This window comes from Microbacterium schleiferi, from assembly GCF_038150145.1.
Lineage (GTDB): Bacteria > Actinomycetota > Actinomycetes > Actinomycetales > Microbacteriaceae > Microbacterium > Microbacterium schleiferi_B.
Map to the genome: position 1 here is coordinate 17,387 of NZ_JBBWSA010000015.1, position 23,838 is coordinate 41,224.

Annotated in this window: 24 protein-coding genes; 15 read left to right on the forward strand and 9 right to left on the reverse strand. The window is 63.7% G+C overall.

Annotated features, from left to right (window positions below; translation table 11 throughout):
* Position 1: 1 nt before the first annotated feature.
* Entirely contained in the window at positions 2-610 is a 609-nt protein-coding gene (locus AADH62_RS14055; protein WP_292734231.1) for a hypothetical protein, read from the reverse strand.
* 150 nt (positions 611-760) lie between these two features.
* On the opposite strand from AADH62_RS14055, the gene AADH62_RS14060 reads away from it, so the two are divergent.
* The 3 genes from AADH62_RS14060 to AADH62_RS14070 all read left to right on the forward strand — a co-directional run bounded on the left by AADH62_RS14060 (position 761) and on the right by AADH62_RS14070 (position 2,960).
* A complete protein-coding gene (locus AADH62_RS14060; RefSeq protein WP_195693032.1) occupies positions 761-1,015 on the forward strand; it encodes a type II toxin-antitoxin system VapB family antitoxin in 255 nt (84 codons plus the stop codon).
* Complete coding sequence (locus tag AADH62_RS14065; protein WP_341580044.1) at positions 1,012-1,410, forward strand: type II toxin-antitoxin system VapC family toxin; 399 nt, start codon at positions 1,012-1,014, stop codon at positions 1,408-1,410. Before AADH62_RS14060 ends, AADH62_RS14065 begins: the two co-directional genes overlap by 4 nt.
* 164 nt (positions 1,411-1,574) lie before the next feature.
* Positions 1,575-2,960, forward strand: a complete 1,386-nt coding sequence (locus tag AADH62_RS14070) for a polysaccharide biosynthesis tyrosine autokinase (RefSeq protein WP_341580045.1) — start codon at positions 1,575-1,577, stop codon at positions 2,958-2,960.
* 80 nt (positions 2,961-3,040) lie between these two features.
* On the opposite strand, the gene cysC is transcribed toward AADH62_RS14070, so the two are convergent.
* The 4 genes from cysC to AADH62_RS14090 form a co-directional block, all read right to left on the reverse strand.
* Positions 3,041-4,141, reverse strand: a complete 1,101-nt coding sequence (gene cysC / locus AADH62_RS14075; protein WP_341580046.1) for an adenylyl-sulfate kinase — start codon at positions 4,139-4,141, stop codon at positions 3,041-3,043.
* Positions 4,138-5,103 carry a sulfite exporter TauE/SafE family protein gene (locus AADH62_RS14080; RefSeq protein ID WP_341580048.1) on the reverse strand — a complete coding sequence of 322 codons (966 nt, stop codon included), beginning with the start codon at positions 5,101-5,103 and terminating at the stop codon, positions 4,138-4,140. The genes cysC and AADH62_RS14080 overlap by 4 nt, the downstream gene beginning before the upstream one ends.
* 109 nt (positions 5,104-5,212) lie before the next feature.
* Positions 5,213-6,130, reverse strand: a complete 918-nt coding sequence (locus AADH62_RS14085) for a sulfite exporter TauE/SafE family protein (protein WP_341580049.1) — start codon at positions 6,128-6,130, stop codon at positions 5,213-5,215.
* A gap of 120 nt (positions 6,131-6,250) precedes the next feature.
* On the reverse strand, positions 6,251-6,721 hold the full coding sequence (locus tag AADH62_RS14090) for an Rrf2 family transcriptional regulator (RefSeq protein ID WP_341580050.1): 471 nt from the start codon (positions 6,719-6,721) through the stop codon (positions 6,251-6,253).
* A 115-nt stretch (positions 6,722-6,836) separates the two neighbouring features.
* On the opposite strand from AADH62_RS14090, the gene AADH62_RS14095 reads away from it, so the two are divergent.
* From AADH62_RS14095 to AADH62_RS14110, 4 genes are read left to right on the forward strand one after another with little or no spacing between them, the layout of a single operon-like run.
* Positions 6,837-7,604 (forward strand): 3'(2'),5'-bisphosphate nucleotidase CysQ, encoded by a 768-nt coding sequence (locus AADH62_RS14095; RefSeq protein ID WP_341580051.1) that lies wholly within the window; start codon positions 6,837-6,839, stop codon positions 7,602-7,604.
* Positions 7,601-8,512: a sulfate adenylyltransferase subunit CysD gene (gene cysD / locus AADH62_RS14100; protein ID WP_341580052.1), complete on the forward strand. Its 912-nt coding sequence runs from the start codon at positions 7,601-7,603 to the stop codon at positions 8,510-8,512. The genes AADH62_RS14095 and cysD overlap by 4 nt, the downstream gene beginning before the upstream one ends.
* A 2-nt stretch (positions 8,513-8,514) precedes the next feature.
* On the forward strand, positions 8,515-9,765 hold the full coding sequence (locus AADH62_RS14105; RefSeq protein ID WP_341580053.1) for a sulfate adenylyltransferase subunit 1: 1,251 nt from the start codon (positions 8,515-8,517) through the stop codon (positions 9,763-9,765).
* Between the two features lie 9 nt (positions 9,766-9,774).
* Positions 9,775-10,644 carry a hypothetical protein gene (locus AADH62_RS14110; RefSeq protein WP_341580054.1) on the forward strand — a complete coding sequence of 290 codons (870 nt, stop codon included), beginning with the start codon at positions 9,775-9,777 and terminating at the stop codon, positions 10,642-10,644.
* Here the strand turns inward: AADH62_RS14110 and AADH62_RS14115 are convergent.
* On the reverse strand, positions 10,618-11,577 hold the full coding sequence (locus tag AADH62_RS14115) for a sulfotransferase domain-containing protein (RefSeq protein ID WP_341580056.1): 960 nt from the start codon (positions 11,575-11,577) through the stop codon (positions 10,618-10,620). The two genes, AADH62_RS14110 and AADH62_RS14115, sit on opposite strands and share 27 nt — an antisense overlap.
* 171 nt (positions 11,578-11,748) lie before the next feature.
* On the opposite strand from AADH62_RS14115, the gene AADH62_RS14120 reads away from it, so the two are divergent.
* Positions 11,749-12,984 carry a hypothetical protein gene (locus AADH62_RS14120; protein WP_341580057.1) on the forward strand — a complete coding sequence of 412 codons (1,236 nt, stop codon included), beginning with the start codon at positions 11,749-11,751 and terminating at the stop codon, positions 12,982-12,984.
* A gap of 566 nt (positions 12,985-13,550) precedes the next feature.
* Positions 13,551-14,183, forward strand: a complete 633-nt coding sequence (locus AADH62_RS14125; protein WP_341580058.1) for a glycosyltransferase — start codon at positions 13,551-13,553, stop codon at positions 14,181-14,183.
* 263 nt (positions 14,184-14,446) lie between these two features.
* Here the strand turns inward: AADH62_RS14125 and AADH62_RS14130 are convergent, their stop codons facing one another.
* Together AADH62_RS14130 and AADH62_RS14135 are read right to left on the reverse strand one after the other, a co-directional pair.
* Positions 14,447-15,781: an O-antigen ligase family protein gene (locus tag AADH62_RS14130; RefSeq protein WP_341580059.1), complete on the reverse strand. Its 1,335-nt coding sequence runs from the start codon at positions 15,779-15,781 to the stop codon at positions 14,447-14,449.
* A 69-nt stretch (positions 15,782-15,850) separates the two neighbouring features.
* Positions 15,851-16,000 carry a hypothetical protein gene (locus AADH62_RS14135; protein WP_341580060.1) on the reverse strand — a complete coding sequence of 50 codons (150 nt, stop codon included), beginning with the start codon at positions 15,998-16,000 and terminating at the stop codon, positions 15,851-15,853.
* A gap of 606 nt (positions 16,001-16,606) precedes the next feature.
* Here AADH62_RS14135 and AADH62_RS14140 point away from each other — a divergent pair.
* From AADH62_RS14140 to AADH62_RS14160, 5 genes are all read left to right on the forward strand, one after another.
* The gene (locus tag AADH62_RS14140; protein WP_341580061.1) at positions 16,607-17,854 is read left to right on the forward strand and encodes a glycosyltransferase; all 1,248 of its coding nucleotides are present in this window, start codon (positions 16,607-16,609) and stop codon (positions 17,852-17,854) included.
* 47 nt (positions 17,855-17,901) lie between these two features.
* Positions 17,902-18,930: a GDP-mannose 4,6-dehydratase gene (gene gmd, locus AADH62_RS14145; protein ID WP_341580062.1), complete on the forward strand. Its 1,029-nt coding sequence runs from the start codon at positions 17,902-17,904 to the stop codon at positions 18,928-18,930.
* A 49-nt stretch (positions 18,931-18,979) separates the two neighbouring features.
* Positions 18,980-19,963, forward strand: coding sequence for a GDP-L-fucose synthase (locus AADH62_RS14150; RefSeq protein WP_341580064.1), 984 nt, complete (start codon positions 18,980-18,982; stop codon positions 19,961-19,963).
* A gap of 2 nt (positions 19,964-19,965) precedes the next feature.
* Positions 19,966-20,256 carry a Dabb family protein gene (locus AADH62_RS14155; protein WP_341580065.1) on the forward strand — a complete coding sequence of 97 codons (291 nt, stop codon included), beginning with the start codon at positions 19,966-19,968 and terminating at the stop codon, positions 20,254-20,256.
* A gap of 180 nt (positions 20,257-20,436) precedes the next feature.
* Entirely contained in the window at positions 20,437-21,885 is a 1,449-nt protein-coding gene (locus tag AADH62_RS14160; protein ID WP_425355696.1) for a sugar transferase, read from the forward strand.
* Here AADH62_RS14160 and AADH62_RS14165 read toward each other — a convergent pair.
* Positions 21,879-22,373 carry a DUF4916 domain-containing protein gene (locus tag AADH62_RS14165; protein ID WP_341580069.1) on the reverse strand — a complete coding sequence of 165 codons (495 nt, stop codon included), beginning with the start codon at positions 22,371-22,373 and terminating at the stop codon, positions 21,879-21,881. The genes AADH62_RS14160 and AADH62_RS14165 overlap by 7 nt on opposite strands.
* Before the next feature lie 86 nt (positions 22,374-22,459).
* Between AADH62_RS14165 and AADH62_RS14170 the strand changes: the two genes are divergently transcribed.
* The gene (locus AADH62_RS14170) at positions 22,460-23,770 is read left to right on the forward strand and encodes a UDP-glucose/GDP-mannose dehydrogenase family protein (protein WP_341580071.1); all 1,311 of its coding nucleotides are present in this window, start codon (positions 22,460-22,462) and stop codon (positions 23,768-23,770) included.
* Positions 23,771-23,838 lie beyond the last annotated feature (68 nt).

The window sequence follows — 23,838 nt, forward strand, 5'->3', positions numbered from 1 at the left end:
CTCAGCCAACGCGTTCCTCCGCCCGCGCCCAGTCGTCAATCGCGAACCACTCCCGCCACAGGGCGCGACGGAACTCGCTAGCCTGCCAGCCCGGCTGGGCGAAGAGATCCGCGTAAGTCTGCGCGGCACTGGTGAACCCGTCGCCCCACCTCGCGAGCGTGCGCTGATCAACCGTGATCACGCGCGCATCGTCACCAGGCGGAAGTCCATTGAGATCCGTATCGAAGGGCACGTAGACCATTGCGATTCCGTGATCCGCGATGAGATTGCGACCACCGAGGTGATGAGCAGCTGCACGAGTACCCCCAATCGCATACTCAGGCGCACGCGCGACGAGGTCCTGGGCCGCGGCGAACTCGGTTCCGCGTGCACCCGCGAGTGTTCGAGCTGCCGCGAGCAGCATAAGGACGCGTTCCGGATCCGACACACTGAAGCCTCCACCGAGGTGTTTCGTCACCGCACCGATCGCAGTCGGGCGAGACAAGGCTTTGTAGGTGATCTTCTCTCCGACGCCGGCTTCCCACGCGAGGTCACCGGCGTTCTTCCATTGCCTCCGCCCGGCGAGGGCAGCATCGACCATCGTTCGCCAGACGGCATCGGTTTCGCGCATCGCTTTCCTCCCCGTTGATTCTACTCAGTAGTAGAATCAAGAATCCACCTATTGGTGGAATCGAGAATCGACCGAGAAGTAGAATCGCGGATCGCCTGGCTCGATCTTCCTGGCCATCATCCTTTCTTCCTCAAAGGGTAGACTTCCACCGTGGCTCTCAACATCAAGGACCCCGAGGCCGATCGCCTGGTGCGGGCTCTGGCCGACGCAACGGGCGAGAGCATCACGGTTGCCGCACGGCGGGCGTTCGCCGAGCGCCTCGACCGTGTCAGGGCACAGGCCACGGCACCCGATGTGCAGAGTGACCTCGAGGCGATCATCTCCCGAGGGCGCGATCGGGCGACCCTGGATGCGCGGTCGGCCGACGAGATCATCGGCTACGACGAGCACGGCCTGCCCCGATGACGATCGCCCTCGACACGTCGGCGTTGATGGCCATCGTGCTTGGCGAAGAGGATGCGTCGCGTTTCGCCCAGGTGATCGCTGAGAACGTCGGCGATCTACACGTGAGCGCGGCAACGCTCGTTGAGGCGACGATCGTGGCCGAAGCGCGCCAGGGGCCAGCAGCTACCCAGGATCTCGAAGCCCTCATCTCTCGCGCTCGCGTCACAGTCGCACCCTTCGACACTGCTCAGGCATCGATCGCAACGGCAGCGTGGCGGCGCTTCGGCAAGGGTCGCCACGCCGCATCACTGAACATGGGCGACTGCTACTCGTACGCGCTCGCACGCAGCCTGGGCGCACCGCTGCTTTTCAAGGGCGACGACTTCGCCCAGACCGACATCCCGTCTGCCCTCTGACACTCTCCCCTCCCGGCCCTTGAGCGAGCTGCCTCATCCCGGTCGTTGAGCGAGCAAAGCGAGACGAAACGCGCCCTCCCCGCCCCAACCGGATACCAACCGGATACCAGCGCGAAATACCGGGTGTGTGAGGATAGTTCGAGGATCCCCAACCGAGAGGCACCATGGAGCTCCGCGACTACCTTCACATCCTGCGCAAGAACTGGCTGATCATTCTTGCGCTGACTCTCGTCGGTGTGGGTGCCGCCGCCGCATATTCCCTGACGCGCACGCCGCTCTATGAGTCCGAGAGCTCGGTCTTCGTCTCGACCCAGGCCGGCTCGGGAACCGTCCAGGACCTGACTCAGGGATCGAACTTCTCCCTCGACCGGGTGCCGTCGTACGTGCTCGTCGCCACATCTCCGGTCGTGCTCAACCCCGTCATCGACGACCTCGGGCTCGACACGACCGCGAGTCAGCTCGCGCAACAGATCTCGGTCTCGTCGCCGTTGAACTCCGCGATCATCAACGTGTCGGTGCAGGATGCCGACCCCCAGCTTGCCGCCGACATCGCGAACGCGACCGCGGCGGGCCTGTCGGATGCCGTGGAAGAGATCGAGACGACGGCGGGTCTCGCAGCGAGTCCGGTGCGCCTCTCGGTCATCCGCCCGGCGCTTCCGTCGAGCGCTCCCGTGAGCCCGAATGTTCCGCTGAACCTCGCGCTCGGTGGCCTCATCGGTCTCGCGCTGGGCGTCGCGTTCGCGATATTGCGGACGGTCCTCGACACCAAGGTGCGCACGCCGCGCGATGTCGCACAGCTGACCGATCGCCCGATGATCGGTGTCATTCCCTTCGACCCGAAGGCGGCCGAGCGCCCGATCATCCTCGAAGCCGACCCCACGAACCAGCGCGCCGAGGCGTTCCGAGCCCTGCGCACCAACCTGCAGTTCATCGAGTTGGATGGCGGCCAGACGTTCGTCATCACCTCGAGCATTCCCAGCGAGGGTAAGTCGACGACCGCGGTGAACCTCGCGATCGCTCTCGCGGACGCCGGCAAGCGCGTGGCCCTGCTCGACACCGATCTGCGCAAGCCGAAGGTCGCCGAGTACCTCGGTATCGAGGGCGCGGTCGGGTTGACGGACGTCTTGATCGGGCGCGCGAAGGTCACCGATGTGATGCTCCCCTGGGGTCGCCGCCCTCTGTACGTGCTTCCCGCGGGCAAGGTACCGCCGAACCCGTCCGAGCTTCTCGGATCGTCGCAGATGAAAGCCCTGCTCGACGATTTCGCGAACACCTTCGATGTCGTGATCTGCGATGCTCCCCCGCTTCTTCCGGTCACGGATGCCGCCGTTCTGTCACGCCTCACGGCCGGCGCGATCGTCATCACCGCCGCAGGGCGTACGACGACTCACCAGCTCGACGGCGCCCTGGATGCCCTCGAGACCGTCGGCGCGAAGGTCGCTGGCCTCGTCATGACGATGGCGCCCACCAAGGGGCCCGACTCGTACATGTACGGCTATGGGTATGGCTACGGGTACGGATACGGCTACGGCCACTCCGACAAGAAGTAGTCCCGGCGAGAAGTATTCCGCCGAGCGATCCGACGGTTATCGCGCCGGGCGGGGTCGGGGCGTTGCGCTCTCGGCGATCGTCAGCGCGGGAGCGCGGCGACGATCTGATCCACGGCGTCCTCGGGACTCACCACGCTGGCGTCGACCGCAAGATCGGCGCCGGTGGGCACCTCGTAGGGGTCGCTGATTCCAGTGAACTGCGGAATCTCGCCGGCGCGCGCCTTCGCGTAGAGACCCTTGCGGTCGCGCGCTTCGCAGACCTCGAGTGGTGTGGAGACGTGGACGAGCATGAACCGTCCGACCTTCTCGGCGCGCTCTCGCATCTCGGCTCGCATCTCCGCATACGGCGCGATCGGCGCGCAGACCGCAATTCCGCCGTGCTTCGCGATGAGCGCGGCGACCCAGCCGATCCGGCGCACGTTCATCAGGCGGTCCTCACGCGAGAAGCCGAGCTTGGAAGACAGGATGAGGCGCACCTCATCGCCGTCCAGCAGCGTGGCCGTGCGGTCGTCGACCTCGCCGAGGCGTTCGGCCAAGAGCTTCGCGATCGTGGACTTGCCGGAACCCGAGAGGCCGGTGAGCAGGATGACGAGGCCGGGGCCGACGGCGCGCTCGGTGTCCCAGACCTCGATCTCATCGGCGAAGAGCGCGTGGGCGGCAACAGCGACGGCGTCGCGCCAGTCTTCGGCGGATCGGAGCGCCGCGTCGGGGGCAGGAAGAACCCGCACGTCATGTCCCGCCGTGAGGGCTCGCCGCACGTCGCGACTCAACGCCTCCGCGTGGTGGCCAGTGTCGAGCACGACGAGCGGTCGCTCACCGAGCGACTCCCAGCGTGCGTCTTCCTCGCCGGGAAGGTCGCCGAGTACGACGAGTGCACTCTCGATACGCGAGGTCTGGGCGCCGATGCGGCGATCGCGGTGCAATTGGTGCCCGAACGCTCGAAGCTGTCTCACCGATCCGACTAGCCATTCGCCGTCTGCGACATCGCCATCGATCTCAACGACAGCGAGCGGCGTGCCCTCCTGGTCGAGCAGTTCCACGGCCCCGCTCGTGAGGGGCTCAGTCGTCTGCAGCCGGCCACCGGCGCCTTCAGACGCGTACGAGGCCGATCCGAGGCCACCGGCGAGCACCAGCTCGAGCTCGGCGACTCCCGCCGGGCTCAGCGTCATGCGAGCGGTCACGAGGTCGACTCGTTGTCGCTGCTGTGGGTTTCCTGCAGCTCACGAGCGCGCTTCTCTTGTCGCTGCGTGGGCTTCAGGCCGTGGCGGGTGCGCAGATACATCCAGCCCAGAGTACCGATCACGAAGGCGCTGATGACGAGGATGAGGGTCCACTCATTCGACACCTTGAGCATCTTGAGGCCGGCAGCCAAGAGGACGAGGGCCAGAGCGCGTCGAACGATGGTTCCCGAGACCCGTGACGAGAGCCGAGCGCCCAAGTACGCACCAGGGATAGCGCCGAGCGTGAGCGGCCAGACGATGCCCCAGTCGACGTCGCCGTAGAGCAGGTGGCCGGCGGCCGCAGCGATGACCAGGGGCACGGCCTGCACGAGGTCGGTACCGACGAGCCGGTTGGCCGAGAGCATCGGATAGAGGGCCATGAGGGTGATGATGATGAACGATCCCGAGCCCACCGAGGTCAGGCCGACCATGAGGCCACCCACGATGCCGACGATCACCGTGGTGACGATCTTGACCTTGATGTCTTTGTCTTCGACCTCGGGCCGAGCGATCTCTTCCCCGCGCATGATGCGCGCGTGCGTGCGCATCGCGATGTAAGCACGCACGATCAGCAGGGCGGCGGCGATGAGCAGCACGATGCCGAGCGCTGTCTTGACGAAGTTGTTGACCTCTTCCATCGGGCCGATCGCGCTGATGATCAGCGCTCCAGAGAAGGCAGCAGGCACCGATCCGACCACGAGCCAGAGCACGATCTTCCAGTGCACGGTGCCGTGTCGCATGTGCACGACTGAGCCGACCGGCTTCATGAAAGCGCTCGTGATGAGGTCGCTCGAGACCGCGGTGAGCGGAGACACTCCGAAGAACAGCACGAGCACGGGCGTCATCAGGGCGCCACCGCCCATGCCGGTCAGCCCGACGACGATTCCGATTCCGAGACCCGCAAGGGCAAGTCCCCAATCCATGCGGTGCCCCCTCGTAAATTCCGACCGGATTAGTCGGTATTCAACGGCACAGGTGCAGACGAAGCAAGTCCAGGCGTGTTAACGGCTCGTCAATTCTTTGCTCACGTCGTCACTCAGCACTGTCGGCGAGAGCTCGCTCAGGCTCCTGCTCATGCCGAGCAACCCGGCGGTCAGCGAGCACGGCCTGTACCGAAATCCACACGGCGGCGACCCAGAGCACGATCACACCGCCGAGCACCCACCAGGTCAGCAGACCTCCTGTTTGATCGACGCCGAGCATGATCGTGCGGGTGTTCGTGAAGACAATCATCCCGCCCACGAGCGACCCAAGAAGTCGCGGAGGCATGATGCGCACGAGCCAGGCGGCGACCGGCGCGGCAACGAGGCCGCCGATGAGCAGCGCGAGGACCCACGCCATATCGAACCCCTGCGATCCCAGGCCGATGAAGAAGCCAACGCTGGCCGCGATGGCTACGAGAAACTCGCTCGTGTCGATCGTGCCGATGACCTTGCGGGGCTCCATCCGTCCGCTTGCGAGCAGGGCGGGCGTACCGACCGGCCCCCATCCGCCCCCGCCAGTGGCGTCGATGAACCCGCCGAAGAGACCGAGCGGCGCCAGGAACCGCAGGCGAAGAGGCCTGGACCCGTCGGGCTTGGGAAGCGCTCGAAACGTGAACCGCACGAGCACATAGAAGCCCAGAGCGAGCAGGATGCCGCTCATCAAAGGCCGGGCAGCCTCGCTCGAGAGGTTCGAGAGCAATGTCGCTCCGAGGAACGCGCCGATGGCGCCAGGGATGCCGACCTTGGCGACGACTTTCCAGTCGACGTTGCCGAACCTCCAATGCGACAGACCCGACGCCAGCGTCGTGCCGATTTCGGCGAGGTGCACAGATGCGCTCGCTGCCGCGGGACTCGCGCCGATGAGCAGCAGGAGGGTGGTGGAGGTGACGCCATAGGCCATGCCCAGCGCGCCGTCGACGAGTTGGGCGGCGAAACCGACGACCGCAAGCAGGAGCAGGGTTTGCATTCGATGCCTCTTCCCGATAAATCCGACTGGATTAGTGGGTATTAAGACACACGAGAGCCTGATGGCGCAAATGAACAGTTCGAGAACCGACCAGTCGCCAATGAGCCAGTGGCTGCTGGGTCAGTCGCCGAGAGAAGAAGCGTTCAGCCAGGCTCGTGGCTCGTCGGCCAGGGCTTGCACGGACGACGGCAGGCTCCCCGCAGCAAGATCGGCGATCGTTGTCGCCTCGAGAACAGCACGCACGTTTGCCCGCAGTGCGACCCACAGGGCAGCGAGCGCTTCCTGCTCCTGGACGTAGTCGACATCCGAGGGTCGCGCGTCGCGCACGTACACGAGCGGTCCGTCAACGGCGCGGATGACGTCAGCCACCGAAACGGTCGAGGCGGGCAATGCGAGCCGATAGCCGCCGGCCGCTCCGCGACGACTGGTGACGATTCCAGCCCGCCGCAGCGAAGTCAGGATGCCTTCGAGGAAGCTGCCCGGAATCCCCTGCGCCTCGGCTACGGCATCTGCCGAAATGACCTCGTCGCCGGCCTGCGCGATCGCGACCGTCGCTCGGACGGCATAGTCCGCTCGGGCTGAGATGCGCATACCCGATTATGGCCTGTTACGTACGCGTAACGCGGAAGAGACCCGGCGTTCGTTTGACGACACACGCTTACGGTAAGGTCGCTCAGCGTACGGTCAGCCACTGGGAAAGCGACCAATGACACAAGCACCACTGAGCGATTCATCGCTCGCAGAATCCATCGCACGTACGGCCGCCGAAGTCCTGATCACCACTCGCCGAGAGTTCCTCGGCGATGACCTTCGCGCGCTCAAAGACGCGGGGGATGCCGCAGCGCAGGCGCACATCGCGGGGCGGCTTGCCGACGAAGCTGCGGCCGATGCCGTGCTGAGCGAAGAGGCGAAGGACACGGCAGAGCGGCTGTCGGCAGATCGCGTCTGGATCATCGACCCCCTCGACGGCACCCGCGAGTTCTCCGAGAGCCGTGACGACTGGGCCGTGCATGTGGCCCTCTGGCAGGGCGGCGAGCTTGCTCTTGGCGCCGTCGCTCTCGGCGGGCCCGACACCGTGCTCTCGAGCGCCACCGTTCCCACTCCACCGGTGCGCCCGGAGGGTCCGATCCGCATCGCCGTCAGCCGTTCCCGGCCACCGGAGATCGTGAACGCGGTCTCCGAGCAACTCGGAGCAACCCTCGTGGCGATGGGGTCGGCGGGAGTCAAGGTGTGTGCCGTCGTGACCGGCGAAGTGGATGCTTATGTCCACGGCGGCGGACAATACGAGTGGGATTCAGCGGCGCCGGTCGCTGTCGCTCGCGCCGCCGGCCTGCACACGTCGCGGCTCGATGGAAGCCCTCTCGTCTACAACCAAGAAAATCCCTACCTCCCCGACCTCGTCGTCTGCCGCCCGGAGTTCGCGGCGCAGATTCTCGAGGCCATCGCGAACGCTGAACGGAAGGCATCGGAGTGACATCGCCTAATCAGTACGCGCTCAGCCAACTCCAGATTCTGGAAGCTGAGTCGATCCACATCATCCGCGAGGTTGTCGCGCAGATGGAGCGCCCCGCGCTGCTCTTCTCGGGCGGCAAGGACTCCATCGTGCTGCTGCACCTCGCGATGAAGGCCTTCCACCCGGCGCCGATCCCATTCCCGATCGTGCACGTCGACACGGGGCACAACTTCCCCGAGGTTCTCGAGTTCCGTGACTCGATCGTCGAGAAGCACGGCATCCGCCTCGTCGTGGGATCGGTGCAGGAGGCGATCGACAAGGGCACGGTTCGCGAAGAGCCCAACGGTTCGCGCAACCGCATCCAGACTCCGGTGCTGCTCGACACGATCGAGAAGAACCAGTTCGACGCCTGCATGGGCGGCGCCCGCCGCGATGAAGAGAAGGCGCGCGCCAAGGAGCGCGTGTTCTCGTTCCGCGACGAGTTCGGCCAGTGGGACCCGAAGAACCAGCGCCCCGAGCTCTGGAGCCTCTACAACGGACGCGTGCACCCGGGCGAGAACATCCGCGTGTTCCCGCTGTCGAACTGGACCGAGCTCGACATCTGGCAGTACATCGGCGAGTACGAGGTCGACATCCCGTCGATCTACTTCGCGCACGACCGCGACGTGTTCGTGCGCAACGGCATGCTGTTCGCCGCGAACGAGTTCTGCGTTCCGAAAGAGGGCGAGGTCGTTGAGACGCGCAAGGTGCGCTACCGCACCGTCGGTGACGCGACCCTGACGGCGGCGGTGGCGTCGGATGCCGACACCGTCGACCTGATCATCGAAGAAGTGGCAGCCACGCGCGTCACCGAGCGCGGTGCGACCCGCGGCGACGACAAGGTCAGCGAGGCCGCGATGGAAGACCGGAAGAAGCAGGGGTACTTCTAAACATGGACATGCTGCGATTTGCGACTGCTGGTTCGGTCGACGACGGCAAGAGCACGCTCATCGGCCGTCTGCTGTATGACTCGAAGTCGATCTTCGAAGACCAGCTCGAGAGTGTCGAGGCAACAAGCAAGGCCCGTGGCGACGAGTATGCCGACCTCTCCCTGCTGACCGATGGTCTGCGCGCTGAGCGCGAGCAGGGCATCACGATCGACGTCGCGTACCGCTACTTCGCCACCCCCAAGCGCAAGTTCATCATCGCCGACACCCCGGGCCACGCGCAGTACACGCGCAACATGGTCACGGGTGCGTCGACGGCAGACCTTGCGATTGTGTTGGTGGATGCCCGCAAGGGTGTGCTCGAGCAGAGCCGCCGCCACGCGACCATCGCGTCGCTGCTGCGCGTGCCGCACATCGTTCTCGCCGTGAACAAGATGGACCTCGTCGACTGGTCGCAGGAGGTCTTCGAATCCATCCGCGACGAGTTCTTCGCCTTTGCGTCGAAGCTCAACATCACCGACATGACGGCCATCCCCCTGTCGGCGCTCGCCGGCGACAACGTCGTGAACCGCTCCGAGAACATGCCCTGGTACGAGGGCACGTCTCTCATGCATCACCTCGAGAACGTCTACATCGCGAGCGACCGCAACCTGCAGGATGTTCGCTTCCCGGTGCAGTACGTCATCCGCCCTCAGCAGAGCGCGCACCGCGACTACCGCGGATACGCCGGCCAGGTCGCGAGTGGTGTCATGAAGATCGGCGACGAGGTTCTCGTGCTGCCGAGCGGCCTCTCGTCGAAGATCGTCGGGATCGACACCGCCGACGGTCCGGTCGACGAGGCCTTCCCGCCGATGTCGGTCACCGTCCGCCTAGCTGACGACATCGACATCTCACGTGGCGATGTGATTTGCCGCAAGGGCAACCACCCCGAAGTGAGTCAGGACATCGATGCGATGGTCTGCTGGATGGATGACGTCCCTCTTACTGTCGGCCAAAAGCTCTCGATCCTTCACACCACCCGCGCTGCGCGCGCTGTCGTGAAGGAAATCGCCTACGAGCTCGACGTGAACACCCTCCACCGGAGCGAGATGGCGAGCGAACTCAGGCTCAACTCGATCGGTCGTGTCAAGCTGCGTACGACGACGCCGCTTGTGGCAGACGAGTATGTACGGAACCGGACGATGGGCGCCTTCGTGCTTATCAACGAGTCAACCAACCGAACCGTCGGTGCCGGCACGATCACTGCCGCCGACTGAGACACTCGAATGGACATCAACGGCAAAATCGGGCGAACGCTAAAGCGAAGCGATTTTGGTAGACGGATCGGAGTCGCCGGATATCGCGCGATCACCAATCTGACGCACCGCAGCGACGCTGATCCTGTCATGGTCAACACGCTCGCAAAGGCTGGCACCCACCTGCTGATGTCATTGCTAGATGCATTCCCGGCCTACCGGTTCTCGGGGCGCCATTTCACGTTCAGCGTGATCGACCTGCACGAGCCTGAACTGACCGAACGCAACGCTCGCCTGGCGCGACAGATGAGCAAAGTTCGCCGTGGCCAATACATGACTGGGCACCTCGCCTACCATGATTCCATCGCGCGAACAGTTGATGACGCTGGATTCCGCCAACTACTGGTCGTGCGAGACCCACGCGCATTGATCGTCTCGGGCGCCTTGTACATGCGGTCCTATGAACGACACCCGCTTCACGCAACCGTTGCCCGACGGTTTACGTCGGACGCAGATGTCATCCGGGGCGTGATTGCTGGATTCGATCAGGACAATGGAACCCGCCACCTCCGCCCAATGTCGGAACGTCTCGACGCGTTCGTCCCGTGGTTGGATGAACCTGGTGCCCTTCTCGTTCGGTTCGAGGATCTGGTCGGGAGCGCCGGAGGTGGAACCGACGAGCTTCAGTTCGAGACAGCAAGGCGAATCAGCGAACACCTCGGCCTCGACGCTGGCCCCGACACAGTTCGCGCAGCGGCGAGCGCCGCCTTTGACACACGCGCAGCCACGTTCAGGAGCGGCGAGATCGAAGGGTGGAGACGACACCTCGACGGCGAACTTCTCGAGCTTGCAGAGGAGTCGTGTCGCGCGGCTTCAGCGAAGCTCGGGTACGTCTTCTGAGGAGTTCGGCAACGATTCTTCACGGTAAGGCCACCCTTCAAGCCTCTTGCCGATAAGCCGCTGAAAATCTGTGGCATCGGCTTCGTAGTAGCCGCGCAGCTGCTCAATCACTTCCGCGGAGATTGACGGCTTCGCATTCCCATACACTCTCGCCAGGATCCAGCGGTCGATTGCAGCGACCCCGTTCGAATAGGCGCGTAGGAGGGGGTTGCGAGGCTTGAAGATCGTCGAGTAACTCCGGTCCGGCGTCCATCGGAGAATAAGTCGGTTTCGAATCTGGAGAAACCGCAGGCGCGGGAGAGGATACACTCCTTCGTTGCTCGACCGAGTGACTGGTAGCCCACCTCCCGGCTTCTCAGCGCCGATGAACTTGAGCACTTCAGCGAGGACCTCCTCACGTCTCGATCGGAAATCCTTGTCGTGGATCACAAGGAGATCTTGGAACGGGATCAGGCGGAGATAATCCTGAATGTGCTTGTGGTACAGTCCCCAGTCGAGCACTTCAGCTGACCTCGGGTTGATATCGAGGTACTCGCCCCGCATCAGGCGAGGGAATCCCTCGTCTGGGTGCACTATCGGCAATGAACCCCACCGCATCTGCCAGAAGTAGCCCGAGATAGCTCGTTCGACTGGATTGCGGACGATCAAGATGATCTTCGGCCGATCGAGGTGATCCACGATTCGCTGCGGGACTTCAGCGCGGCCAAGATAGTCCGGGCACTTTAGGCCGATGATCGGTTCAGGATGTGACGCGTACGAGGCAAGGAATTCCGGTAGCCGCGCGATGTCGAACACGGGGTCGCGAAGGAACGGATCCTCCTGCTCGGGCATCCAGATCTCGGGGTGCGATCTAAGGGTATTCAGAAGCGCAGTCGAAGCCGCCTTCTGGGCGCCGATAATGAGAAAAGTGGGTCTACTGCCACGAAGTTCCACAGGCGCTCCCGCGTTTCGACGTCGTTAGTGCGTTTCTCATGAGCATGAAAAGCCAGTCGTGCACGTCGGTGTGAGGCCCTCGAATGCAGCATACTTGAGATTCCGGAGCGCCCCGGAACCCTCCGGGCGAACCGGGGGCCGGGGCCATCTTCACGCTGACTTGGAGGATGGTTGAGCACGCGCGGTCGAGTGATTTTTGGGGTTGCAAGTCAGGGCGTCACCAGCTTCACGAATTTCTTCGTCGTGATAGCGATCGCGCGCACGCAGTCCCCCGACCAACTCGGTAGTTGGACTCTTGCTTTCGCCATCGTCACCCTCGGAACGACGCTGGGCCGCGCTGCCCTCTCAACCCCGATCATCCTCACGCGCGTCGACGACCCGGCGAGAGACATCTCTGGTGGTCTAGGCGCGTCTATCATCGGAGGACTCGCGACAGGCACGGCTACCCTCCTTCTGGGATTTACCGGGCTCGTCTCGCTCGACGTCGCTGCAGCGCTGGCGCTCTCCGCTGTCTTCGCGCTCGTGCAGGACTTCATGCGCTACACATGGATCGCACGCGGCCGCCCCGGGCGATCGCTGCTACTCGATGTCACTTGGCTCACGGTCCAGGTCGGCACGTCCCTTGCATACCTTGTGTCTGGCGGGACGTCGGCGGTCGTCCTGTCGCTACTATGGACCGCGGGTGCGGCAGCGGCCGTCATCTTGGGTGTTGTTCTTGACCCATACGCGCGCCTCTCCAGCGCGGCAACTGTAGCGTTCTATCAGAAGCACAATGCGGACTCTCGTCGACTGTTTGGGGAGTCCTTGGCCAACGCGCTTGCCGCCAACTTGCTCCCGTTCGTTGTCACTGCTGTCGTTGGTCTCGCCGCGGCCGGTGCATTCCGTGTTGCACAAACCCTCTTCGCTCCGCTAACGACGTTGATCGCGGGTCTCACCCCGGTAGTCCTCCGAGAACTGGCTGTGCGAATCGACGGCGGGAAGCCTACGCGCAAGATTGGCCGTAGCTATCTCCTGGGCCTGACTGCAGTAAACGTGCTCTATAGCGCTGTTGTTCTTCTTCTGCCGTCCACTGTCGGCGTCCAGATCGCTGGCGAATCATGGGGGCTCGTCACGACCCTCCTCATCCCACTGGCGCTCTTCGGCGTGGTGCGACCATTCATGACGCTGGCGATGCTCTACCTCCGTGCCTTCAGGCGGTTCGCCTTGCTTAGAACCACCGGGTGGCTGTTCATCGTTCCAACGCTGCTGTGGAGTGCGATCATGGGTGCCAGCTTCGGGCTTGCAGGCGTCGGTTGGGGACAGTTCTTCGACAGCGTGATCCGTACATCGTTCTACGCGTTGTCAGCTGTTCGGGCAGCACCGAATCTTCCGCCCGCGCAGTCCGATAAAGGCGACAACGACCGCTAGCGACAGTTGGGAGTCGACACACGATTATGAGCAGCCCTCTCAGAGTTCTGATGCTCCACAACGATTACCAGCACATTGGAGGCGAAACGGTTTCCACTCGAACAGAGGCCGCCGCTCTTGAGCAGGCTGGAGCAGAAGTGAAGCTGGTAGAGGTGTCGAACAACGCGTTGAGCAGTGGTTCCAGGCTCACGTCGGCACTGCGAACGCTCGGCACGCGGGAGGGCCATGAGGCAGTGTCATCAGCAATCGACGAGTATCGCCCAACGATTGTTCACGCGCAGAACCTCTTCCCCTTGATCGGTGCTGGCGGCATCCGCGCAATCGAGGACTCAGGGATCCCGTGGGTCCGATCCTTGCGGAACTACCGCCTTAGCTGCCTGGCGGGGACCCACTTTCGCGACGGGGCACCCTGCCATGAATGCAGGTCATCGACAACAGGACTCCCGGGCGTCGTGCATGGGTGCTATCGCGGGCGCGCAGGCTCCGCAGTCGCCCTCGGCTACGCAGTGCGCGAGCGCCGCGCGGCTGGCAGACATCTCGCGGGATACATCGCAGTGAGCGAACACGTGGCAAACGAACTGCTACCAACACTGGAACCAGGCCTTCCGGTATGGGTCAAGCCAAACGCCGTCGATGACAATGGGCACCCGTCGCTCGAGGGCGGCGACGCCGTTGCATATGTCGGCCGACTCGACGCGTACAAGGGGATCGACCTCGTGCTGGGACTCGCGCGGAGACTGCCCAATCGCCAGTTCCTTATCGTTGGCCGTGGCGATCGAGAGGAGGCCGTGCGCGCTGCAACACAGCAGGCAGCGAATATCGAGTGGACCCCCCGCATGAATCCAGATGAGGTGCTCGCGCTCATGGCGAGAGCCCGCGTCCTGCTTGTACCGTCAATGTGGGATGAGCCGTTCGGGCGGGTAGCAGCGGAAGCGCTGAGCGTCGGTACCCCAGCACTCGTGATGGATCGGGGCGGTCTCGGTGAGATTGTGCGCGGCCTTCCCCACGAGCTCACAGTGGAGTCCTCAGCCGAGCAACTCTGGTCCGACAAGATCGAGCGGTTATTCAACATTTCGCGCGAGGAGACTGCGCTACTCCGGCAACAATGCCGAGCTCGCTATGAAGGGGCTTACACTCCTTCTGCTAACGCCGAAGCCCTCATCTCGATCTACCGGGATGCGTTGCAACGCGTCGGGTGACACGCTGCTCACTAGCGTTCAATGAGGTGGGTGCCGGGCCCTGTCGCCGACTTTCGCGCTTCTCCGCGAGTTCGAGATTGGTCTTTGGAGCGCACCTCGCGGCTTCTTGCCGTCCGGCGGCAAGAGCGCGGATTCCCGAAGGCCGCAAGCGGGTATAGCTCGCCCACCGCGTCAACCAGCGGGGCCCGTGCTGCTCATCATTCGTCTCGTGTGGACAATGGAAATCGCAGCGATTAAGGCGCTCGCGTTGGGGGCCGGGCCGATCAAGATGATGGACGCGAGACTCGCGAGCCACGGGCGCGATGCTTTCGCGTCAGACGCGTCGTTAATACCGGTTCGTCTAGCGAAGGTTGCTTAGAAATCGCGTTCGATAAAGCCACTGCGGCGAGGACGAAGCCTACGGGAACCCAGATGAATCTCACGTTGAGCGAGTTCTGCTGAAAAGCCATGATGAACCAGATGCTCGCCGAGGCGAGTGCTGGAACGGCGATCGCAACCTGTCGCCTCACGCGCCATCCTGCAATCAGAACCGTGGCCGCAAACACCACCATGATCACCAATGTCACGAGTCCTCCCGATCGAGCAACCTCAAGGTAGAAGTTGTGGGCCTCGCCGGTTGTGAACCCGACGCCGGTGATCGGATTAGCGAAGAATTCCGAAAGAGCTACCTGAGCGCGCCGGACCCGCTCGACATCGCTCTGATCCGCTGACGCATCTCCCGTGAGTCGCGTCAGACCGGTGGTGAGCCCCAGCTCTGTTGCGACGAGTATGACGACGATCGCGGCAAGTATCGCGATAGTGAACTTGCCGAACACTCGCCGCCCCGAGATCAGGATGTACAGCACCGTCACAATGACTGCCCCGATGAGAGCACCCCGTGACCCCGTCGCGAAAGCGCCCGCCGCCAACACCGCGATTGACACACCCCATATCGGTCGTCGACCCGTCAAATGGTATGCGAAAGGAAGCGCAAGATACGTGACGAGAGCGAGCTGATTGCTATGTGTCGTCAGCCCGGGTGGGCGGGTATCGTTTAGGCGATCGGAGGCCGTGAAGGCCGTCACATCGAATACATTGAGGTAGTCGAGTACAGCGGAAATGGAGTTCACGCAAGCGCCGATGACGAACGCTGCCGCGACGAGTTCAAGTTGCCGCTCTGTGCGAATCGGCAACGTGAAGGCGGCGATTACCACGACGATCGAGCCCGCGAAGATCGCTACCGGTACGACGGGAACATCGTGCGCTGCTGCGACTACGGCGCCCCAGAGAAACACGAGTGCTGGAGCAACGTAGGGCCAGAGAATCGGAGCCCCGTCCTTGTGGATGATCCGCCCCATTAGTCCGAAGGCTACGGCTGCGATCGCTAGAACATCGCCGACAGTTAGGGCACCGTACTTGAGCCCTGTCGCGGACGAGAGCGCAGCAAACAGAAGAAGATACGGCAAGCCGCGATTCATGCCGAACGCTAGACCGGCGACCATACCAAGAATGATCGGGACCGCGACGAAGCTGTCAGTCCACAGCAGCGTGAGGAGCGCGACGACCGCAACCCCGATGGTTGTCCACGCGAGAAAGTCTGTCCGACCGATCTTCTGCATGCCGCTACCTGCCAACAGAATCCTCGTGCTGGCGCGGGTCGGCCATCATCAGAGAGACCGCGCCGATCGTCACCATGATCCCGCCAGCGACGCGACGGAGAAGCGGGAATGCATGACGGTAGCGCCGCTGACGATCCATCCCCCGATGACCGAGACCGACCCGGCAGAGAAGTCCACAGCACTACCGCGGAGTCGCAGGTGGACGGTGCTGAGGCTCATGGGGGAAACGATACCGGCGCCGAATGCGACGACCAGCCCACTGCACTTCAGATTAGCGAACCATTCGCGGGGGTCACGTCGCAGGTTTCGCGGGAGCGCGACTCTGAGCACCGGGAACGTCGCCTTCTCTCGGAAAGCCGAGGAGCGCGATCGGCGCTCAGTCCGTCTCCGGGTCGCACTAGAGTCGCGGACCACGATCACGCTCGCCTCCATCAACCGCAGCGGTTCCGAACAGCGCCAGCACCTCCCTGACCCTCCTGAAGGCTGGTGCGGTACTCGCATTGGCAGTCTGTCACGTTCCGAGCAGCGCTACGGTTTCGCGCGAATGACAAGTGCGCCGCGTGGACCATCCAGGATGCTCACAAACGAACCGGGATGAGCCTGTCCAGCTTGGCTGCATCGCGCAATCGGGCACCGAAAGGAGGCGCGCTCCTGGGCAATCGTGGGGACGGCACGCCGCGCTGCAGTTCGCGATCATTGACGGTTGGGGAATCCCTCGCGACGGGAGGGGTCGCTCAGGATGCGTTGCTCCCTTTTGCTGATTCGAACAGTGGCGTTACATGTCTCGTAATCGGAGCGAAACGCGGAGCAAGGTAGCCTCTCGGTATGCCGCGCGTCGCCCCACGCATACTGCTAATCGGTCTCAACTACGCGCCGGAACACACAGGAATAGCACCGTACACATCGGCGATGGCCCGCGGACTCTCGATGCGTGGGTTCTCCGCGCGGGCGATCACCACCCACCCGCACTACCCCGAGTGGCGTATCCGCCGCGGGTACGGACAATGGAGGCTCGACCAGATAGTGGATGGCGTATCCGTGCGGCGGGTTCGCCACTACGTACCGACGCCACCGAAAGGCGTACGGCGACTAGTGTCCGAGGTGAGCTACGGTTTCCGCGCCGCCGCGACACGATGGGGCGCGCCTGACGCCATTGTCCTCGTCTCCCCGGCAATGATCTCATCAGCGATGGCGGCAGTCAGAGCCAAGACGGTGAACCGGTCAGTACCTCTGATCGTCTGGGTGCAAGACCTCTATGCACGAGGAATGGACGAGACTGGCCAGGGTGGGCGTGCGGCCCAAGCGCTTGCCGCCATCGAGGGTCGGCTCCTGCGTAGCGCTGACCGCATCGTGGTGATTCATGAGCGGTTCGGCGAGATCATCGCCCGTGACTTCGGCGTCGACCGCAACCGAATCGTCGTGGTCCGCAACTGGACGCATCTCACACCGTTCCCCGCGATCGATGTCGCGGCTAGCCGTGAACGGTTCGGCTGGAAGCCCGACGAAACCGTCGTGCTGCATACCGGGAACATGGGCGTGAAGCAGGGCCTTAGGAATGTCATCGACGCGGCTCGAGCAGTCGAGCACCACGGCGATCCGGTGCGCTTCGTACTTGTCGGCGACGGCGGTGAGCGGGAGATGCTGCAGGCCCTTGGTCGTGGTGTGGGGCCGCTCCAGTTCGTCCCCCCACTTGACGACGCGGACTACGCCGCCGCTCTCAAGAGCGCAGACATTCTGCTCGTCAACGAGCTCGCCGGCGTCGCCGAAATGGCTGTGCCGAGCAAGCTGACCTCGTACTTTCAGGCAGAACGCCCCGTTATCGCCGCGACCGATCCGTCCGGCATAACCGCGGGCGAGGTTCGGGCAGCCGACGCCGGGCTTGTCGTCCCGGCCGGAGATCCCGAGGCACTACGCAACGCGGCGCTCGAACTGCGCGCGAGTCCCGACCGGGCTGCCACGTTCGCGGCGAACGCGCTGCACTACCGTCAGACGGTGCTCGACGAAGAGACAGCAATCACGAAGTTTGCCGACATGCTGTACGAACTCACTATGCGCGGCGATCGCACTGCGTAGTCACTCCATTCCACCGAAAGCAACGACGAAAGATATCGGAGACGGTCTTGGCCAAGCGCGCACTCATTACTGGAATTACGGGACAGGACGGTTCGTACCTCGCGGAACTGCTGCTCACCAAGGGCTACGAGGTGCACGGGATCATTCGGCGCGCCTCGACCTTCAACACGCACCGGATCGACCACCTCTACACCGACCCTCACAACCCTGAGGCCAAGCTCTTTCTGCACTACGGCGACCTCAGCGATGGGGCACGCCTCGTCACCTTGCTCATGGAGATCGAGCCCGACGAGGTCTACAACCTGGCGGCTCAGTCGCATGTGCGTGTGTCGTTCGATGAGCCGGAACACACGGCCGACACGACGGGCACCGGCACAATCCGCCTACTAGAGGCGGTGCGCATGTCCGGCATCCGTCCGCGCTTTTACCAGGCTTCGACGTCCGAGCTCTATGGGGCGACTCCCCCGCCACAGTCGGAGACAACGCCGTTCTACCCCCGCTCCCCCTATGCGGCGGCCAAACTCTACAGCTTCTGGATTACGAAGAACTACCGCGAGGCCTACGACATGTTCGCCGTGAACGGAATCCTGTTCAACCACGAATCCCCGCGCCGCGGTGAGACATTCGTGACGCGCAAGATCACGCGCGCGGTGGCGCGCATCAAGGCCGGAGTGCAGAAAGACATATACCTCGGCAATCTCGACTCGATCCGCGACTGGGGATACGCCGCCGAGTACGTCGAGGGTATGTGGCGGATGCTTCAGGTCGACGAGCCCGAAGACTTCGTGCTCGCGACCGGCGTGGGATACACAATCAAGGATTTCCTCGAGACTGCGTTCGGCCACGTCGGGCTCGACTGGCAGGACTACGTCAAGTTCGATGAGCGCTACCTGCGACCGACCGAGGTCGACGCGCTCATCGGCGACCCGGCGAAGGCCGGCGAGAAGCTCGGCTGGACCCCCACGATCGATGGGAAGGAACTGGCCAAGCTCATGGTTGATGCCGACATGGAAGCACTAGAGAAGGGCGCGGACTGGATCGACACCGTGAAGCTCGCATCGTGGGGGACGAAGTGATGCGTTTCGTCTCGCTTCGCTCGCTCAACGACCGGGAGTCGGTATCTGCATGAGTACGGCTATCGATGGTGTCGAGTACACGCCTGGCGAACTCGACCGGGACGCGACCTTCTATGTCGCGGGACACCGAGGACTCGTGGGGTCTGCGATCTGGCGCAAGCTCGAGGCATCCGGGTTCGAGAACATCGTCGGGAAGACATCCGCCGAACTCGACCTCAAAGATCGGGATGCGGTCTTCGCGTACATGGGCGAAATCAAGCCGAAGTACGTGGTTCTGGCTGCGGCCAAGGTCGGCGGCATCCTGGCGAACTCGACCTACCCCGTCGACTTTCTGAGCGACAACATGCGCATCCAGACCAATGTGCTCGATGCTGCGCTCGCGAACAATGTGGAGCGCGTGCTGTTCCTCGGGTCGTCGTGCATATACCCCAAGCTCGCTGAGCAACCGATTCGCGAGGACTCGCTGCTTACTGGCCACCTCGAGCCGACAAACGACGCGTATGCGATCGCCAAGATTGCCGGCATCCTTCACACCCAGGCGGTGCGCCGCCAGTACGGCCTGCCCTGGATCTCGGCGATGCCCACCAACCTCTATGGGCCGAACGACAACTTTTCGCCGAAGGGATCGCACGTGCTACCGGCACTCATCCGCCGGTACGACGAGGCAGCCAAGTCGGGCGCCGCGACCGTGACCAACTGGGGCACGGGCACACCGCGCCGCGAGTTCTTGCACGCGGATGACATGGCTGACGCGTGCCTTCACCTGATGGAGCACTACGACGGTCCCGACCAGGTCAACGTCGGCACAGGGTCGGATGTCACGATTCGTGAGATCTCGGAGACGATCGCATCTGTCACGGGCTTTGAGGGCGAGACGGAGTGGGACACCTCCAAGCCCGACGGCACGCCGCAGAAGCTGCTGGATGTCTCCAAGCTCGCTGAGGCAGGCTGGACAGCTCAGATCTCCTTGGAAGACGGTATCGAGCGCACCGTGGCTTGGTATCACGATCACGTCGAGTCGATCCGCGAGTAGACGTGTTTCGGCACATCGTGCTCTTCCGCGTGCACGACGCTGTGTCCGACGCCGAGCTGAAACAGGTGGTTTCGGCTTTGCGGGCACTCGGCGATGAGATCGAGGCTGCGGCGTGGAACGTTGAAGTCTCGCTGGACTCGCGCAAGGGTCGGGTGATAGTCGAAGATGCGGCTTTCGCGGATGCCGAAGCCTTTCGACGCTTCCGCGCCCATCCCGCGCACGTCGCTATTGCTGACCAGATGGCGCGCATCTCGGATTGGTGGGTCGGTGACTATCACGCGCGCGACAACTGAGCGAAACACAGGAGTGGTATCTTCACCTCCGGGTGGAATCGGGACCACGACGAAGGGCACTCTGTGACGGCTGACGTTCAGCACGGCACGAATGCAACGGGGCATCGCGCGCACGGCGAAGAGAGTTCCACGGGGCCGCGCCCCGTAACGACCTCAACAGGTTCGGTCGTCATTCCCGCGATGCGCGCCGACGCGCGGTGGCAACAACTGTTCAGTCGGCGATTATGGATAAGTGACGCCGTCGTACTCATCTGGGTCGTGTTCGGAACGCAGATTTTCTGGTTCGGCACGGGCAACGCCGAGCTCTCACTCCTGCAAGACCACCGCTTTAGCGACGTCTCGTACTGGGCCCTATCCGCGATACTTGTGGTGGCGTGGTTCTGGGCACTTTCGCTCGCCGACTCACGAAGCCACCGCGTCATCGGGGCCGGAAGCTCGGAGTACATCCGCATCGTAGATTCGAGCGTTCGGTTGTTCGGGGTGATTGCGATCATCGCGTTCGTCTTCCAGATCAACATCGCCCGCGGCTTCCTTTTGATCAGCCTGCCCCTCGGGGTCGCCGTGCTCATCCTCGTGCGATGGCTGTGGCGGCAGTGGCTGATCGCCAAGCGCCGGAGCGGTGCCTATATGCACCGCGTCCTTCTGGTCGGCTCGGAGAGCTCCGTGGCGCAGATCGCGCACGAGCTGCAGCGCACGCCCCGCGCTGGCTACCTCGTCGCCGGCGCATGCGTGCCGAGCGGCAAGGTCGGTGACACGATCTCGGGAACCACGATCCCGATCATGGGCAACGTCAACGCCGTCGAGAGGGCGCTGCTGGCGACCGGCGCCGACACCGTTGCGGTCACGAGCGCCGACGATCTTCCGCCCGCGAAGGTCAAGCAGATTTCGTGGGGACTCGAGGCAGGCAAGCAGCACCTCGTGATCGCCCCCAGCATCGCCGACATCGCCGGCCCACGCATCCACATTCGTCCCGTATCGGGCCTCCCCTTGATTCACGTCGAGACGCCTCGGTTTTCGCTCGGTCAGCGGGTCACGAAGCGAGCCTTCGATCTCGTCGCATCTGTTCTGGGCGTCATTGTCATCAGCCCACTCCTACTTCTGCTGACCGTGGCAATCATGCTGACCTCGACCGGGCCCGTACTGTTCCGTCAGGAGCGAGTCGGGCGCGGCGGCAAGACGTTCAAGATGATCAAGTTCCGTTCGATGGTGCCCAACGCCGAACAACTGCTCGAGAGGCTGCTGCAAGAGCAACGCGACTCGGGCAACGAGGTGCTGTTCAAGATGAAGAACGATCCGCGCGTGACACGCGTCGGACGTTTCATGCGCAAGTACAGCCTCGACGAGCTGCCGCAGCTGTTCAATGTCATCGGTGGGTCGATGTCGCTCGTCGGGCCGCGACCGCCGCTACCCCGTGAGGTCGAGCAGTACGCCGAGCACGTCCACCGCCGATTCCTGATGAAGCCCGGTATCACCGGCCTCTGGCAGGTCAGTGGTCGATCGTCTCTGTCATGGGACGAGAGCGTTCGTCTCGACCTTTCTTATGTCGAGAACTGGACGCTCGTCGGCGACCTCACGATTCTGCTCAAGACCGCCCGGGCCGCGCTCGCTCCCGGCGAAACCGCTCACTGACGCGAGACGATCCCGAGTTTCTCGAAGAGGTGCTCGCATCCGGGCCAGATGTCCTCGGGAATGGTTTCACTGGTGAACCACGCGAAGTCGATAGCTTCGTTTCGTGGCGAAGGATCACTGGTGAGTTCGGCCAGGAACGCCATACCGATCGAGTGCTTACGCTCGTCTCTGCCGTAGGGCGTTCCATCGGTCGGGGCATCGCCCGCCGGGAACCATTGGTACGTATAGACCGGCTGCGGGTCGAGCGGAAGGTCCAGGCCGGCTGCGAGGGTGTCGTGAGCGTGGCGTTGGAGGGCCTGAGCAATCGTCTCCCCTCGCTGAATGCGGCCACCCAGGTGACACCACACCTCGCCGTACGGTGAGTGGCGCCGAATCAGACCGTACTGGCGCGTCCCGTCACGCCGCGTGCGTGTCGCCACGAAGTCGACACAGGCGATCGGTATCGACTCCTCGATTTGGCGGTAGATATCGTCGGGTAGGTAGGCCATGACTTCATTGTCCCGGGCAAACGCTCTCGATCCGCGCGACGCCTGCGCGTCACTTGCGCGTCACATTCGGCCCCTAGGCTTGGTGCGTGAAACTTTCTGTCATCGGATGCGGCTACCTCGGAGCCGTCCATGCGGCGGCCATGGCATCCATCGGCCACGATGTCGTCGGCATCGACGTCGACCAGCGCAAGATCGATGCCCTCTCGAAGGGTGAGGCCCCGTTCTTCGAGCCCGGCCTGCCCGAGATCCTTGCCGAGGGTGTGGCATCCGGTCGCCTGCGCTTCACAACCGACATGGCCGAAGCTCGCGGCGCGAAAGTGCACTTCATCGGTGTCGGAACCCCACAGCAGCGCGACGGCTATGGTGCAGACCTCACGTACGTGAACGCCGCGATCGACGCACTCGTCCCCTACCTCAGCGAGGGCGACATCGTTGCGGGAAAGTCGACGGTTCCCGTCGGCACCGCAGCCGAGCTGACTCCGCGGGTCGAGGCTGTGGGGGCGACGCTCGTGTGGAACCCCGAGTTCCTGCGCGAAGGCTGGGCCGTGCAAGACACGATCGACCCTGACCGGCTCGTCGTGGGTGTGCCCTCAACGGATGCCGGAGCCGACGCTGTCGGCACTCTCAAAGAGGTGTACGCGCCGCCGGTGGCAAAGGGCACGCCGTTCATCGTCACCGACCTTGCCACCGCCGAGCTCGTGAAGGTCTCGGCGAACGCGTTCCTCGCGACCAAGATCTCGTTCATCAACGCGATGGCTGAGATCGCCGAGGTCGTCGGCGCCGACGTCACCCAGCTCGCCGACGCGATCGGTCACGATGCACGCATCGGGCGCAAGTTCCTCGGCGCCGGAATCGGTTTCGGTGGCGGATGCCTGCCCAAAGACATCCGTGCGTTCTCGGCCCGCGCTGAAGAACTCGGCCGCGGCGAGTCGATCGCCTTCCTGCGTCAGATCGACGAGATCAACATGCGCCGCCGCGACCGGGCCGTGCAGCTTGTGGTCGACGGGCTCGGCGGATCCGTGTTCAAGAAGAACGTCACCGTGCTGGGTGCCGCGTTCAAGCCGCACAGCGACGACATCCGCGACTCCCCCGCCCTCGACGTCGCCGTGCGCCTGCACGGCCTTGGCGCGTGGGTGACGGTCACCGACCCAGAGGCGATCGCGAACGCTCAGGCGAAGCATCCACAGCTCAACTACGTCGCCGACCGCGACGAGGCCCTGCGCGCGGCCGACGCCGTGATTGTCGTCACCGAATGGGACGAATATCGCCGGCAGATGCCGCCCGAGCACGTCTCAGCCCTGACCGAGGGGCGCGTGATCGTCGATGGACGCAACTGCCTGGATGCCGACGCCTGGCGGGCCGCCGGCTGGACCTACTACGGCATGGGGCGGCCGTAGGTCAGATTCCTCCACAGCACACCGCGGGGCCCGAGTGTGCACGACTGTGGCCCACGCCACCGCCTAGA